Raw genomic sequence first — 14,751 nt, 5'->3', positions numbered from 1 at the left:
CCCAGATGACCCTGACCCCGCCCCTGCCTCTGAAGTCCGTCCTCGTGGCCAACCGCGGCGAGATCGCCGTCCGCGTCTTCCGCACCGCCCGCGCCCTCGGCCTGGCCACCGTCGCCGTCCACTCCGACCCCGACTCCGACGCCCTGCACGTGCGCACGGCCGACGCCGCCGTACGGCTGCCGGGCGCGGCCCCCGCCGACACCTACCTGCGCGGGGACCTGGTCATCAAGGCCGCCCTCGCGGCGGGCGCCGACGCGGTCCACCCCGGCTACGGGTTCCTCTCCGAGAACGCCGGCTTCGCCCGCGAGGTCCAGGCCGCCGGGCTCGTCTGGATCGGCCCGCCGCCCGCCGCCATCGAGGCCATGGCGTCCAAGACCCGGGCCAAGGAGCTGATGCGCGCCGCCGGGGTCCCGCTCCTGGACCCCGTGGACCCGCAGCAGGCCACCTCGGCCGACCTCCCGCTGCTCCTGAAGGCCGCGGCGGGCGGTGGCGGCCGCGGAATGCGGGTCGTACGGGACCTGGACGCGCTCAAGGAGGAACTGGAGGGCGCCTGCGCCGAGGCCCGTTCCGCCTTCGGCGACGGCGAGGTCTTCGCGGAGCCCTACGTGGAGCGGGGCCGTCACGTCGAGGTACAGATCCTCGCCGACTCCCACGGCACCGTCTGGGCGCTCGGCACCCGCGACTGCTCCCTCCAGCGGCGCCACCAGAAGGTCATCGAGGAGGCCCCGGCGCCCGCTCTGCCCGAGGCACTGCGCGCGAGCCTGCACGAGGCGGCCGTGGCCGCCGCGCGCGCGGTCTCGTACCAGGGCGCGGGCACCGTGGAGTTCCTCGTCACCGCCGACGGACGCCCGTACTTCCTGGAGATGAACACCCGCCTCCAGGTGGAACACCCCGTCACCGAGGCCGTCTTCGGGATCGACCTCGTCGCGCTCCAGCTGCGGATCGCCGAGGGCGCGGCCCTGCCGCTGACCCCGCCGCAGGCCACGGGCCACGCCGTCGAGGCCCGGCTGTACGCCGAGGATCCCGCCCTGGACTGGCGCCCGCAGACCGGGGTGCTGCACACCCTGGCCGTCCCCGGAGAGGTCCGGGTGGACACCGGGTTCGCCGACGGGGACACCGTCTCCGTCCACTACGACCCGATGCTCGCCAAGGTCGTCGCCCACGCCCCGACCCGCGCCGAGGCCGTCCGCGCCCTTGCCTCGGCCCTCGCCGGAGCCCGGATCCACGGGGTCACCACCAACCGCGAGCTCCTCGTACGGTCCCTGCGCCACCCGGAGTTCGAGGCCGCGCGCCTGGACACCGGCTTCTACGAGAGCCACCTGACCGCCCTCACCGAAGCCGACCCCGAGGACCCGGCGCCCGCCCTCTGCGCGCTGGCCGCGGCCCTCGCGGAGGCGGCCCCCGCCCCCGACGCCCCGCTCGCCCTGCGGCTCGGCGGCTGGCGCAACCTCCGCTCCCAGCCGCAGAGCCGCCGGTACGCGGTGGGCGGGACGGAGCACGAGGTCCTGTACCACCCGGCCCGCAGCGGGCCCCCGGAACTCGTGGACCGGCCCGGGGTCCGGGTCCTGGCCGCGACGCCGGAGCTCGTCACCCTCGAAGTCGAGGGCGTCCGGCGGATGTTCCACGTGAAACACAATTCGAACAACCCGGGGGTCGAGGCTTCGGTGGTCTACGTCGACTCGGTGCTCGGCGCCCACACCCTGACCCCCGTACCCCGGTTCGCGGACCCCCAGGACCGCACCGAACCGGGCTCCCTGCTCGCCCCCATGCCCGGCACCGTCGTCCGCGTCGCCGAGGGCCTGGCCCCCGGCAGCCCCGTCACCGCCGGGCAGCCCCTGCTCTGGCTGGAGGCGATGAAGATGGAACACCGCATCCTCGCGCCCGCCTCCGGCACGCTCACCGCGCTCCACGCCGTCACCGGCCAACAGGTCGAATTCGGCGCCCTGCTCGCCGTCGTCCAGGAGGAACCGTCCGCATGAGCAACACCGTTGTGGCACCTTTTGTCCTCGAAACCGAAGAGCACCAGGCCCTGCGCGCCGCCGTCGCCGCCCTCGGGCAGCGCTACGGCCGCGACTACCTCGCCCGTGTGGCCCGCGAGGGCCGCCACCCCGACGAGCTGTGGGCGGACGCCGCCAAGCTCGGCTACCTCGGGGTCAACCTCCCCGAGGAGTACGGCGGCGGGGGCGGCGGCATCGCCGAACTGTCCATCGTCCTGGAGGAGCTCGGCGCCGCCGGCTGTCCGCTGCTGATGATGGTGGTCTCGCCCGCCATCTGCGGCACGGTCATCGCCCGCTTCGGCACCGAGGCCCAGAAGCAGACCTGGCTCCCCGGCCTCGCCGACGGCACCCGGACCATGGCCTTCGGCATCACCGAACCCGACGCCGGATCCAACTCCCACCGCATCACCACCACGGCCCGCCGCGATGGCGACGACTGGATCCTGACCGGCCGCAAGGTCTTCATCTCCGGTGTGGACATCGCCGACGCCACCCTCATCGTCGGCCGCACCGAAGACGCGAAGACGGGCCGGCTCAAGCCGTGCCTGTTCATCGTCCCGCGCGAGGCCCCCGGCTTCTCCCACTCCGCCATCGACATGGAGCTCCAGGCCGCGGAGAAGCAGTTCGAACTGGTCCTGGACGAGGTGCGGCTGCCCGCCGAAGCCCTCGTGGGCGACGAGGACGCGGGCCTGCTCCAGCTCTTCGCCGGCCTCAACCCCGAGCGCGTCATGACCGCCGCCTTCGCCATCGGCATGGGCCGCTACGCACTGGCCAGGGCGGTCGACTACGCCAAGACCCGCCAGGTGTGGAAGGACCCCATCGGCGCCCACCAGGCCATCGCCCACCCCCTCGCCGCCTCGCACATCGAGCTGGAACTCGCCCGCCTGATGATGCAGAAGGCCGCCCGCCTCTACGACGCGGGCGACGACATGGGCGCGGGCGAGGCCGCGAACATGGCCAAGTACGCCGCCGCCGAGGCCTGCGTCAAGGCCGTGGACCAGTCCGTCCACACCTTGGGCGGCAACGGCCTCACCCGTGAATACGGCCTGGCCGCCCTGATCGTCGCCTCCCGGGTCGCCCGGATCGCCCCCGTGAGTCGCGAGATGATCCTCAACTTCGTCTCGCACCAGACGCTGGGCCTGCCCAAGTCGTACTAGCCGCCTGCGGGGCTGGACCTTCCAGCCCCGCCGGCGTTTGAGGCGCGGGTCCGGGCAGAGCCCGGGGAACGGTGGAAGGGCGGGTAGGGGAAAGCTCCGCGCAGCGGCCCCCCGAAGCCCCGCCGCAGGCGACCCGCATACCCTCCCCGGAGGGGATACCGCCCGACCGAACACCCCCTCCGGAGGAGACATGCCCCCACTGGTCCACGCCGCGCGAGCGACCGGCGTCGCCACGCTCACCCTCGACTCCCCGGCCAACCGCAACGCCCTCTCCGCCGGCCTCGTCCAAGAGCTGCGCGCCGCTCTCGCCGCAGCGGCCGCCGACCCGGCGGCCCGGGCGGTCGTCCTCACCCACACCGGCACCACCTTCTGCGCCGGGGCCGACCTCAAGTCGCCCTGCGAACCGGCCGATTTCCTGGCCCTGCTGCGCGAGATCGCCGAACTGCCCCTGCCGGTCGTCGCCCGCGTCACCGGACACGTCCGGGCGGGCGGCCTCGGGCTGCTCGGGGTCTGCGACATCGCCGCCGCCGGGCACGCGTCCACGTACGCGTTCACCGAGACCCACCTCGGGGTGGTCCCGGCCGTCATCTCCGCGCCGCTGCTGCCGCGCATGGACCCGCGTGCCGCCGCCCGCTACTTCCTGACCGCCGAGGCCTTCGACGCCGCCGAGGCCTTCCGGATCGGCCTGCTCACCCTGCACGGCGAGGACGTGGACAAGGTGCTGGCCCCCGTCCTGGAGGGCCTGCGCAAGGCCGGCCCGCTCGCCCTCGCCGCGACGAAGCAGCTGGTCACGGCCCCGGTACGGGCCGCCCTGGAACGCGACGGCGCCGCGCTCGCCGAACTGTCCGCCCGCCACTTCGGCTCGGCCGAGGCCCGCGAGGGCATCACCGCCCGCTTCGAGCGCCGGGATCCGTCATGGCTGCTGTGACCACGGCGGACGCCACCACGGCGGACGCCGCGACGCAGCCCGCCGCGCCCGCGAGCGGCCCCAAGCAGGCCCGCAGTCGGGTCACCCGCCGCCACCTGCTGGAGGCGGCCGTCTCCTGCCTGGCCGAACAGGGCTGGGCCGGTTCCACCGTCGCCGTGGTCGCCGAGCGCGCCGGAGTCTCGCGCGGTGCCGCCCAGCACCACTTCCGCACCCGGGAGGAGCTGTTCACGGCGGCCGTCGAGTACATGGCCGAGGAACGCTCCACCGCCCTGCGGGACCTGTTCCCGCACGGCGCGGCCGAGGCCGACCGGGCCGACGTGGTCGCGGCGCTCATCGACATGTACACCGGCCCGATGTTCCGCGCCGCCCTCCAGCTGTGGGTCGCGGCCTCCCACGAGGAGCAGCTGCGCCCCCGCGTCGCCGAGCTGGAGGCGCGGGTGGGCCGTGAGACCCACCGCATCGCCGTGGAACTCCTGGGCGCGGACGAGTCCGTACCCGGCGTACGGGAGACCGTGCAGGGCCTGCTCGACATGGCCCGCGGGCTGGGCCTGGCGAACGTCATCACCGACGACACCGCCCGCCGGGCCCGCGTGGTCGCCCAGTGGGCCCGGATCCTGGACGCGGTACTGGCCTGAGGCCCTGCCGACCCGGGAAGCACGGCGGGCGCCGCACCCCGGTGGGATGCGGCGCCCGTGCTCGCGGCGGCCCTGTGCGGTGGCAGCCGGTGGTGCGGCGGACCCTTGAGCCCGATCAGCCCGATCAGCCGAATCAGCTGGATCAGGCGGTCTCGGCCATGTCCGCGTAGCCCGCGATCTCGCGCGGGTTGCGCCGGGCCGGGCCGGTGTAGCGGGCCGACGGACGGACCAGGCGGCCCGTGCGCTTCTGCTCCAGGATGTGCGCCGACCAGCCGGCGGTACGGGCGCACGTGAACATCGAGGTGAACATGTGCGCCGGGACCTCCGCGAAGTCCAGCATGATCGCGGCCCAGAACTCCACGTTGGTCGCGAGCACCCGGTCGGGGCGGCGCTCGTGCAGCTCCTCCAGGGCGGCCTTCTCCAGCGCGGCGGCCACCTCGTAGCGCGGGGCGTCCAGTTCCTTGGCGGTGCGCCGCAGCACGCGGGCGCGCGGGTCCTCGGCGCGGTAGACCCGGTGGCCGAAGCCCATCAGCCGCTCGCCCTTGTCGAGGGCCTTCTTCACGTAGGCCACGGCGTCGCCGGTGCGCTCGATCTCCTCGATCATGCCGAGGACGCGCGACGGTGCCCCGCCGTGCAGCGGCCCGGACATGGCGCCGACCGCGCCCGACAGGGCCGCGGCGACGTCCGCGCCGGTGGAGGCGATGACCCGGGCGGTGAAGGTGGAGGCGTTCATGCCGTGCTCGGCGGCGGAGGTCCAGTACGCGTCGACGGCCTTGACGTGGCGCGGGTCGGGCTCGCCCCGCCAGCGGATCATGAACCGCTCGACGACCGACCCGGCCTTGTCGATCTCGCTCTGCGGGACCATCGGCCGGCCCTGGCCGCGGGCGGACTGGGCCACGTACGACAGGGCCATCACGGCCGCGCGCGCCAGGTCGTCGCGGGCGGTCTGCTCGTCGATGTCCAGCAGCGGTTTGAGACCCCACACGGGGGCGAGCATGGCGAGTGCGGACTGCACGTCCACGCGGATGTCGCCGGAGTGCACAGGGATCGGGAAGGGCTCGGCGGCCGGCAGGCCCGGGTTGAAGGCACCGTCGACCAGCAGACCCCAGACGTTCCCGAAGGAGACGTGGCCCACCAGGTCTTCGATGTCGATGCCCCGGTAGCGCAGAGACCCACCCTCCTTGTCGGGTTCGGCGATCTCCGTCTCGAACGCGACGACTCCCTCGAGCCCGGGTACGAAGTCGGACATCAGGCGGCTCCTCAAATAGTGCGAACACGCGCGGCTCCCGGCGTGATTCGCGGTCCGGCGCGGTCATCCCCGTTGATGCCCGGCACGGCCGATGGTCACCCGTACGGGACCGTCGGACCGGCCCCAAGATTTTGTCCGCTCCCCATGGCGCGGGGAAGCGTGACTTCCGGCACACTCCACGCGGCCCTGCTGGTGCAGGATGGCCGCGTGACCGATCAGCACCTTGACCCCGCCGTCATGCGCAAGCAGTACCGCTCCCACCTCGTCGCCGAGGAGGGCCTCGCCGAGGACCCCATGGGCCAGTTTGCCCACTGGTTCCAGGATGCGGCCGAAGCGCACGTTTTCGAACCCAACGCGATGGTCGTGTCGACCGCGACCCCCGACGGCCGTCCCAGCTCCCGCACGGTGCTGCTGAAGCAGTTCGACGAGCGCGGCTTCGTCTTCTTCACCAACTACGGCTCCCGCAAGGGCCTCGAGATCGCCGCGAACCCCTTCGTCTCCCTGCTCTTCCCCTGGCACCCCATCGCCCGCCAGGTCATCGTGACCGGCACGGCCTCCCGGATCGGCCGCGACGAGACCGCGGCGTACTTCCGCTCCCGCCCCCACGGCTCCCAGCTGGGCGCCTGGGCCAGCGACCAGTCCCGCGTGATCGACTCCCGCGCCGAGCTCGACCGGCGCTACGCCGAGCTGGAGGCGCGCTACCCGGAGGGCGAACAGGTCCCGGTCCCGCCGGAGTGGGGCGGCGTACGGGTGGTCCCCGACGCGGTGGAGTTCTGGCAGGGCCACGAGAACCGGCTGCACGACCGTCTGAAGTACGTCCTGGACGGGGAGAAGTGGCGCGTGGAGCGGCTCTGCCCGTGAAGCGGTCCTGAAAACGCAGACGACCCGCGAGCTCGGGTTTCCCCCCTGCAGTGGGGGAAGCCGGCCGGACGTACCGGCGAGCTCGCGGGTCGGGTGACTGCTTGGGATTGGCGCCGGCGACTCCGCCAGGCACCGCACTGGGTGCGTGCGACAGCGGGCGCTTTAGCCCGCAGCCACCTCACGCGTCCGGTTTCCGTACATTGCGGCAACCACCTCCCTTCTCGTGTACGGCAGAGCCTACGACTCCCTCCCGGGGCCCTCAAGCCATTTATTCGGGGGAATCCCAGAGCCTCCACAGCGGGACATTCCGGGACGATAGCGAGAAGCGGGTGTGGGCTGGGTCACGTTCCAGTTCAATGACGTGACGTGCCGCACACGCGAACACCTGCAGGGGGCCCAGGTGACTGCTTCCGGACGTAACGAGACCGCCGACGATCTGCTCGCAGCGCTGCTGGACGGGATGGACGCCGCTCTGTGCGCGTTCGACGCCGACGGCGTGATCACCCACTGGAACCGCGAGGCCGAGCGGATCCTGGGGTGGTCGGCGGCGGAAGCCGTGGGGCGCAAGGGGTTCGCGGGGTGGGCCGTACGGGCCGCCGACGCGCACGACGTGCAGGACAGGCTCATGGCCGCCCAGGACGTGCCGGGTCGGCAGGTGCACGAGTTCGCCCTGCTCACCAAGGACGGCGGGCGGATCCTCGTCCGCACCCAGTCCGCCGGGGTGCCGGGCGCGGACGGGAAACCGGCCGGGGTCTACTGCGCCTTCAGCGAGGTGCACGCGCAGATCGACCTGGAGCGCTCCATCGCGCTGAGCGAATCACTGATGGACGACGCCTCGTGGGGCGTGGTCCTTGTCGACGTGGACCTGCGCCCGGCCGTGGTCAACGCACACGCCGCCCGCGCCTTCGGCTCCGGCCGCACCGCGCTGCTCGGCCGGCCGCTGGGGGAGCTGCTGGCCCAGGGCGTGGAGGAGCTGGAGGGGGCCCTGCAGCACGTGCTGGCCGAGGGCGCGCCACCGGCCCCCGTGGAGCTGTGGGTGTCCGTGCGCACCCCCGAGGGCGTACGGCGGCGGTGCTGGCGGTGCGGGTTCCTGCGCCTCGCGTCGCCGCTCGCGGAGGAACCCGTACCGCTCGGGGTCGGTCTGCTGTTCCAGGACGTCACCGAGGCCCGGCAGGCGCAGCTGGACACGGCGCAGCTGCGGTTCCGGTCCCACCAGCTGTACCGGGCCGGGCGGGCCGCGGCGGAGTGCGAGGACCCGGCGGAGGCGGCGGCGGTACGGCTGGAGTTCGCCCTGGCGGGCTTCGCCGAGCACGCGCTGCTCGACGTACTGGAATCCCCGGACGGCAGCGCACGGGCGCGGCTGCTGCGCTGGGCGGCGTCCCCGCCCGGGTTTCCGGGGCTGCCGGAGCCCGGGGTGATCCCGGTGCCGTACGAGGGCGGGCACCCGGCGTTGCAGGCGCTGGACCGGGCCGGGTCGGTGCGGACGAGCGCGCCGCGCGGGGAGGCGGACCCGGAGTGGGCGGGCGCCCGGCGCTGGCCGGAGGGCGCGGCGCACGCGCTGTGCGTGGTGCTGCGCAGCCGGGGCCGGAGCCTGGGCACGCTGACCTTCCTGCGCGGGGCTTCGCGGGCCGCCTTCGAACGGGCGGACGCGGCGTACGCGGAGGAGGTAGCGGCCCGGGTCGCGGCGGACCTGGACCTGGCGGCGGGCTGGGCGGGGGACCGGGCGGCCCCGTAGCCCCTGCGGCCGCGCAGCTCCGTAGCCGCGCGGCCCCGTGGTGCTCAGTGACTTCAGTGGCCTCAGTGGCGGAAGAAGATCCGGTCGCCGTACTCCTGCATGACGCGGCCGTTCCACTCGTGGCCGCCGTCGACGTTGCCGGAGCGCAGCAGCGGCGGCTCCACCCCGCGGGCGGCGAGCTCGCCGGCCGCGGCGGCCATGACCGCCTGCATGATCGCGCTGGTCACGACGGTGGAGGCGGGGGCGAAGGGGGCCTCGATGCCGTCCAGGGTCAGCTCGGCGTCGCCGACCGCGATCTTGCTGTCGAGGACGATGTCGCAGTGGTCCTTGAGGAAGGTGCCGGAGACGTGCCGGGACTTGGTCTCGGTCGCGTACGCCACCGAGGTCACGCCGATGACCTTGAGGCCGATCGCGCGGGCGTTCATGGCCATCTCGACCGGCAGGGCGTTGCGCCCGGAGAGGGAGATGATCACGAGGACGTCACCGTCGCTCGCCGGGCTGCTGTCCAGGACCGCCCCGGCGAGGCCGTCGACGCGCTCGAGGGCGCTGCCGAGGGTGGCGGGCATGACGTCGATGCCGGCGGTGCCGGGGACGGCGAGGAAGTTCATCAATGCGAGTCCGCCGGCCCGGTAGACGACGTCCTGGGCGGGGAGGGAGGAGTGCCCGGCGCCGAAGGCGAAGAGCTTGTTCCCGGCGGCCACGGCGTCGGCGATGACCGTCCCGGCCTCGCCGATGTGCGCGGATTCCTCGTCCCGTACCCGCTCCAGCAGGCCGATCGCGGCGTCGAAGAACTGACCGGCCAGCTTGCTCTCGCTCATACGCCGATGGCCTTCCGGGGTGGGAGTTGGGTGAGGTTGTCGTCCGTGTCCGCCGCTCACCGTGCGGTCTGGACCAAGGGCGTGTCAATACGAACGTCAATCCAAGGGACGAAAGGCCCGGTGGGAGGTGTAATGAGACGTGCGGGACGGCTCCGGGCGAGACGTCTGGATCGGGCCTTGACCGTCGGCACGGGACGGTTGTCGGCGGGATGCGTCAGAATTGGGTGCAGGGCCAGCGCACGATATCCGAGGGGCACGAATGTCCGGACTGATCGATACCACGGAGATGTATCTCCGCACCATCCTCGAGCTGGAAGAGGAAGGTGTGGTCCCCATGCGCGCCCGCATCGCCGAGAGGCTCGACCAGAGCGGCCCGACGGTGAGCCAGACCGTGGCGCGGATGGAGCGCGACGGGCTGGTGTCCGTCGCGAGCGACCGGCACCTGGAACTGACGGAGGAGGGGCGGCGACTGGCGACGCGCGTGATGCGCAAGCACCGGCTCGCGGAGTGTCTGCTCGTCGACGTCATCGGCCTGGAGTGGGAGCAGGTGCACGCGGAGGCCTGCCGCTGGGAGCACGTGATGAGCGAGGCGGTGGAGCGGCGGGTGCTGGAGCTGCTGCGTCACCCGACCGAGTCGCCGTACGGCAACCCGATCCCGGGCCTGGAAGAGCTGGGCGAGAAGGCCGAGGCGGACCCGTTCCTGGAGGAGGGGATGGTCAGCCTGGCCGAGCTGGACCCGGGCGTCGAGGGCAAGACCGTCGTCATCCGCCGGATCGGGGAGCCGATCCAGACGGACGCACAGCTGATGTACACGCTGCGCCGGGCGGGCGTGCAGCCCGGTTCGGTGGTCAGCGTGACCGAGTCGCCGGGTGGCGTACTGGTCGGCAGCGGGGGCGAGGCCGCGGAGCTGGAGGCGGACGTCGCTTCCCACGTGTTCGTGGCGAAGCGCTGACGTACTGGGCACTGACGTACTGGGCACTGACGTACTGCGCACTGACGTACTGGCGCACCGGCTGATTGACGCACGGACGTTCGCTTCCGTCCCCCGCAAGGGTGGGCCGACTGGTGTGAAGCGGTGGTGGATAGGTATGGATGGTCCCGGCGCCTTGCGGCGCCGGGACCAGTCCTCCCCTGTTTGACCTGGAGCCCCGAGCTCTCAAGGTCTTCCCCTTCGGACCGTCTTCCCCGAGCGGCCCGCCTCCCTGTTGAAAGGATCTCCATCGGCAGCGGCGGCCAATCCTTGAGCAAGGTCACTCGAAAGAGCGGTGTTGTCGGCGGGAGCCCGGTTTTCGAATACGGGTTCGATACTGTGGCCGGGAGCGAAGGGGGTGCATCTGCGGTGGTACAGCGCTTCGATGTGACAGGGGCCGACGGCGTGCGCCTGGCGGCCTGGGAGTTCCGGCAACCGGCCGCGGGGTCGTCCGCTGCGGAGCCGTCCGGCGCGGAGTCGTCGGGGGAGCCCGCCGCGCTGTTACTCCACGGACTGATGGGCCGCGCGTTCCACTGGGCGGGCACCGCCCGCTGGCTCTCCGCGGGCCGCCGCGTCGTGGCCCTCGACCAGCGCGGCCACGGCCAGAGCGAGCATCCGCCCGCCGGCCCGGACAGCGCCACCCGCTACGGACGCGAAGCCTTCGTGGCCGATGCCGAGGCCGCCATCGAGCAGCTCGGACTCGCCCCGGTGACCCTGATCGGCCACTCCATGGGCGCCCTCACCGCCTGGCAGCTCGCGGCCCGGCGCCCCGACCTCGTAGCGGCGCTGGTCATCTGCGACATGCGGGCTTCCGCGCTCGGGGAGGCCTCGCAGCAGGAGTGGGAGGAATGGTTCCGCCGCTGGCCGCTGCCGTTCCCGACGCAGGACGCCGCCCGCCGCTGGTTCGGCGAGGACGACCCCCGCGTGGAGCGCCCGGATCCCGGGCGCGGGCAGTTCTTCGCCGAGGTGATGCACGAGGCGGACGACGGCTGGCGCCCGCTGTTCTCGCGCCGCCAGATGCTGACCGCGCGGGAGACGTGGGTCCACGACGCGCACTGGGAGGAGCTCGCCCAGGTCCGCTGCCCGACGCTGGTGGTCCGCGGTCTGGACGGCGAGCTGGGCCGGGCTGAGGCCCAGGAGATGGTCCGCGTCCTCCCGGCGGGCCAGTACGCGGAGATCCCCGACGCCGGCCACTACCTCCACTACGACCAGCCGACGGCCTGGCGCGAGGCGGTCGAGCCCTTCCTGGACGGCATCAAGGCGTCGGCGTAGCCGCGGGGGCCGGCGTCGCCGCCGACCAGAACTCGTCGTGGACGTCGGGGCGCTGGGGGTAGGGGGTGGTGCGGACCGGGGTGTTGGGCTTGGCCGTGGGTTCCTGGACGCCCGAGTCCGTGAGGCAGGGGGTGGCGGCGGACAGGCGGAATTGGCCCTGGCCGCCGACCTCGACCGCCAGGCTGTAGTCCTCGGGCGTGGAGGCGTAGATCGCGGGCGCCACCGGATTGCTGCGCACACTGGTGATCTTGTAGCCGCGGGCCTTCCAGTCGCGCTCGATCACACCGAGGAGGGCGCCGCGCCGCTGTTCGGAGACGATCGTCAGAATGAGGATGGCCCGATCGACGGAGCCCGTGCCCGTGGCTTTGTTGAGGCTGTCGGTGCAGCCGCTCTGCGCCGAGGCCTCGTGGTTCCAGCGGAGTCGGGGCTCAACGGCGGCCAGCGTTTCCTGAAGGATGGCATCGGCGCGGTCGGCGCCCTGTTGCATGTTCATGCCGGTGTTCCTCTTGCCTTCGGTGGTTCCCTCGCTCGGACCGCACCCCGCGAGAGCGGCGAACGCGAGCAGGACCGCTGCGGTGCGGGCTGTGGTGGGGCGAAGTCTCATCGGGGTTCCTGGGTGGATATGAATTCGGGCTGGCCGGCGATGATCAAGGCAATGTTGCCCGCGGAGTGCTTGTCCTTCTTCGGATTGAAGTAGTTGGAGTGGGCGTCCATGGGGCCGTCGCCGCCGATGATCGGGGTCGGTCCGTCGTCCACCTTGAAGCGGTGGGCCCCGAAGTCCCGGTGCGAGGGGTCGGTACCGAAGTGGATCTGGCTGGGGTCGGTGACCTCGTTGCCAAGGGCCCAGCCACCCAAGGCGCCTGCGGCGCCGCCGACAACCGCGCCTCCCGCAGTTCCGAGCGGCCCGAGCACGGACCCCGCCGCCGCTCCCGTCACAGCGCCGCCCAGGCCGCCTCCCACCAGGCCGGCAGCCTCCGCCGTGTTCGGAGCCCTGGTCACAGGGTCGTTCTCGGCTGCGCCGACGTACACGTGGTCCCGTCCGACCCCGAGTTGGTCGGCGCTGTGTGCTCCAGTGCCCGGGCTGCCGACCAGGATGATGTCGTCTGCACCCGGGATACCGCCCGGCAGCTGGGCGGCCTGGCCCACCGTGAGCGATCCGTAGGAGTGCCCGATGGCGGTGATGTGAGGATCGAGGTTCTGGTTGGTGCTGCTGATCCCGGCCATGAAGCTGTTGTAGTCGCCGGCTCCCCGACGCGCGTCGTCCATGGTCGTCACCGCGAGGTTGTCCAGCAGATTGTCGGCGGGCAACTGTGGCGCGTCGTACCCCAGCCATACGATCGACGCCGAACTCGAATCGTGGAACTGGGCGCCCTTGGCCGTGGCCCGTGCTCGTTCGACGTCGTTGACCGCGAACTCCCCGTCCAGAGCCGTCCCCAGCCCCGGCACGTACGCCGAGACGTTCCTGGACGTGTCCGGGTTGCCGAAGGCGACGATCGCCCGTCCGTTGTTCTGGTCGCTGATGCCCAGGAGGTACATCGGCGGATCGGTAGGCAGCTGGTTCCACAGCTGGTCGTTGATCGACCGCATCCCCTCCAGCTGGTTCTGCGACTTCTCGTCGTGCTGCTGTGACAGCTTCCCCATCAGCATCTGGAGGTTGTCGCGGTTCGCGCGGTCGCGAGTCTGTGCCGGGATGCCGTCCAGGTTGCCGATGACGTCCGGGTACACCGCGAGGTATTCGGCCCGCTGCGCTTCCGTGAGCCCCTCCCACCACGTGTGGCGGTCCGCGGGGCTGCGGTCCAGCGGGATGCCGTCGCGGAGGTAGTCGTCGGCCTGCGTGCGTACGAGGGCCGCGTCGCCGGCCGCGTCCGCCCAGGTCGCGTCCGTGACGTCGATCCCGTCCGGGGCCTTCAGCCGGACCAGGGCCCCGGTGAAGCGCGAGTCCGCGTCCTGGGCCGCCAGGAGCGCCGTGTGCAGGCGGTTCGCCACCTCCTGGGCCACGGCGTGGTTCGGGTTGGGGTTCCCGGCCGGCGGCTGCTGGGCCAGGGGGTGCATGGGCAGCTCCCGCAGGTACGCGCGTCGGTCCACGCCCTGGACGGAGCTGCCCGGCGCGGGCTGCTCGGTGAGGAACTGCTCGCCCGCAGGCGGGTACTCCACCGAGCCGTCCTCGTGCACCGTGAAGCCGTGGCCCGAGGCGTCGTCGAGAGCGCCCTTCAGCTTGGTCTGCTGGGCCGCCAGCTCCTGGACGAGGGCGCCCAGGGTGGTCCGCACCATCGCGCACTCGGTGTGGACGTACTCGAAGTTGAGGTCCATGCGCTTGAGCCGGTAGTGCGCGGCCCCCGCGGACACGCCCTTCTGGGTCTCGAGGGCCTTCAGCATCTCCATGCTGATCCGGTCCCGGGCCGCGTCCGCCCGGGAACTGACCTCGGCCCATCCCTCGGCCGCCTCCGTGAGCTCGCTCGTCCTCAGGTCGCGCAGCTGCTGCCAGGTCAGGGTCACTTCGCGGACTCCGAGAGGAGCACGAGCCGGGAGAAAGCGGCGCGGCCCTGCTCGTCCACCTCACCGATGTCCTTGGCGACCTGGAGCAGTGCGGGCTCCAGCGCCCCGCATTCCTTCCGGATCGCCGTCAGCCGCTTGTCCCACGAAGCCTGTACGGCTGCCAGCGCGCCCGCGGCGGACAGCCCGGCGGTGCCGGAGGCCAGGCCCTCGTGGGACTGGGATATCCGGCTGACGGCTCCGGCCATGCTGGTGCCCAGCTCGCGCGCGGCCGTGGAGGCGTCCTTCCACGGGGTCTTCGCGTGGACCAGGTCCCCGTCGGCGCCGCCTCCGCCGTCCGCCGAGGCGAGTTTCAGCGACGGCGGCCCGCCGAACGCGTCCTGCCAGCGCTTCGAGTACTCCTGCGGTCCCATGCTCCGTGCCCTCCCAAGTCCCGTGCCCTCCCCGGCAGGATGAAGACAATCAGGGCTGCGGATGCAAACACAAGCGAATCCGGGGTGCGGGGGAGAGCCGGGTCGATCGGCCTTAACAGCGCCGATGCGGGCAGTGCAAGGGCGTAGGTACTCAGTATCCCTTTGCAAATGAGTACCCAGAGCGTCCGAGTGGCTGAGTACCCGTCACACGCGGGCGGGTTGC

At 72.5% G+C, this 14,751-nt stretch carries 13 protein-coding genes; 8 read left to right on the top strand and 5 right to left on the bottom strand.

Annotation, left to right across the window (positions count from 1 at the left end):
• Positions 1-5: 5 nt before the first annotated feature.
• The 4 genes from OHU74_RS15765 to OHU74_RS15750 all read left to right on the top strand — a co-directional run bounded on the left by OHU74_RS15765 (position 6) and on the right by OHU74_RS15750 (position 4,717).
• Positions 6-1,979, top strand: coding sequence for a biotin carboxylase N-terminal domain-containing protein (locus tag OHU74_RS15765; RefSeq protein WP_371616502.1), 1,974 nt, complete (start codon positions 6-8; stop codon positions 1,977-1,979).
• Positions 1,976-3,154 (top strand): acyl-CoA dehydrogenase family protein, encoded by a 1,179-nt coding sequence (locus tag OHU74_RS15760; protein WP_371616501.1) that lies wholly within the window; start codon positions 1,976-1,978, stop codon positions 3,152-3,154. Before OHU74_RS15765 ends, OHU74_RS15760 begins: the two co-directional genes overlap by 4 nt.
• A 190-nt stretch (positions 3,155-3,344) precedes the next feature.
• Positions 3,345-4,082 carry an enoyl-CoA hydratase family protein gene (locus OHU74_RS15755; RefSeq protein ID WP_371616500.1) on the top strand — a complete coding sequence of 246 codons (738 nt, stop codon included), beginning with the start codon at positions 3,345-3,347 and terminating at the stop codon, positions 4,080-4,082.
• The gene (locus OHU74_RS15750) at positions 4,070-4,717 is read left to right on the top strand and encodes a TetR/AcrR family transcriptional regulator (RefSeq protein WP_371616499.1); all 648 of its coding nucleotides are present in this window, start codon (positions 4,070-4,072) and stop codon (positions 4,715-4,717) included. Before OHU74_RS15755 ends, OHU74_RS15750 begins: the two co-directional genes overlap by 13 nt.
• A gap of 142 nt (positions 4,718-4,859) precedes the next feature.
• On the opposite strand, the gene OHU74_RS15745 is transcribed toward OHU74_RS15750, so the two are convergent.
• A complete protein-coding gene (locus OHU74_RS15745; protein ID WP_371616498.1) occupies positions 4,860-5,966 on the bottom strand; it encodes a citrate synthase 2 in 1,107 nt (368 codons plus the stop codon).
• A gap of 237 nt (positions 5,967-6,203) precedes the next feature.
• Between OHU74_RS15745 and pdxH the strand changes: the two genes are divergently transcribed.
• Both pdxH and OHU74_RS15735 read left to right on the top strand, forming a co-directional pair.
• On the top strand, positions 6,204-6,827 hold the full coding sequence (pdxH, locus tag OHU74_RS15740) for a pyridoxamine 5'-phosphate oxidase (RefSeq protein WP_371619698.1): 624 nt from the start codon (positions 6,204-6,206) through the stop codon (positions 6,825-6,827).
• 400 nt (positions 6,828-7,227) lie between these two features.
• On the top strand, positions 7,228-8,562 hold the full coding sequence (locus tag OHU74_RS15735; RefSeq protein ID WP_371616497.1) for a PAS domain-containing protein: 1,335 nt from the start codon (positions 7,228-7,230) through the stop codon (positions 8,560-8,562).
• 62 nt (positions 8,563-8,624) lie between these two features.
• On the opposite strand, the gene OHU74_RS15730 is transcribed toward OHU74_RS15735, so the two are convergent.
• The gene (locus tag OHU74_RS15730) at positions 8,625-9,380 is read right to left on the bottom strand and encodes an SIS domain-containing protein (RefSeq protein WP_371616496.1); all 756 of its coding nucleotides are present in this window, start codon (positions 9,378-9,380) and stop codon (positions 8,625-8,627) included.
• A gap of 259 nt (positions 9,381-9,639) precedes the next feature.
• Here OHU74_RS15730 and OHU74_RS15725 point away from each other — a divergent pair, with 259 nt between their 5' ends.
• Entirely contained in the window at positions 9,640-10,332 is a 693-nt protein-coding gene (locus OHU74_RS15725; protein ID WP_330297067.1) for a metal-dependent transcriptional regulator, read from the top strand.
• Between the two features lie 387 nt (positions 10,333-10,719).
• Positions 10,720-11,622 carry an alpha/beta fold hydrolase gene (locus tag OHU74_RS15720; RefSeq protein WP_371616495.1) on the top strand — a complete coding sequence of 301 codons (903 nt, stop codon included), beginning with the start codon at positions 10,720-10,722 and terminating at the stop codon, positions 11,620-11,622.
• Here OHU74_RS15720 and OHU74_RS15715 read toward each other — a convergent pair.
• Genes OHU74_RS15715 through OHU74_RS15705 form a run of 3 tightly spaced genes read right to left on the bottom strand, consistent with a single transcriptional unit; the run spans position 11,606 to position 14,528 of the window.
• Positions 11,606-12,226, bottom strand: coding sequence for a hypothetical protein (locus OHU74_RS15715; protein ID WP_371616494.1), 621 nt, complete (start codon positions 12,224-12,226; stop codon positions 11,606-11,608). The genes OHU74_RS15720 and OHU74_RS15715 overlap by 17 nt on opposite strands.
• Positions 12,223-14,118, bottom strand: a complete 1,896-nt coding sequence (locus tag OHU74_RS15710; protein WP_371616493.1) for an alpha/beta hydrolase — start codon at positions 14,116-14,118, stop codon at positions 12,223-12,225. Before OHU74_RS15710 ends, OHU74_RS15715 begins: the two co-directional genes overlap by 4 nt.
• Positions 14,115-14,528, bottom strand: coding sequence for a hypothetical protein (locus OHU74_RS15705; RefSeq protein WP_371616492.1), 414 nt, complete (start codon positions 14,526-14,528; stop codon positions 14,115-14,117). Before OHU74_RS15705 ends, OHU74_RS15710 begins: the two co-directional genes overlap by 4 nt.
• Between the last annotated feature and the right edge of the window lie 223 nt (positions 14,529-14,751).

Source organism: Streptomyces sp. NBC_00454, assembly GCF_041434015.1.
Lineage (GTDB): Bacteria > Actinomycetota > Actinomycetes > Streptomycetales > Streptomycetaceae > Streptomyces.
Note: the sequence above shows the minus strand (reverse complement) of the source record. Positions and strands in the feature narration are given on the sequence as shown.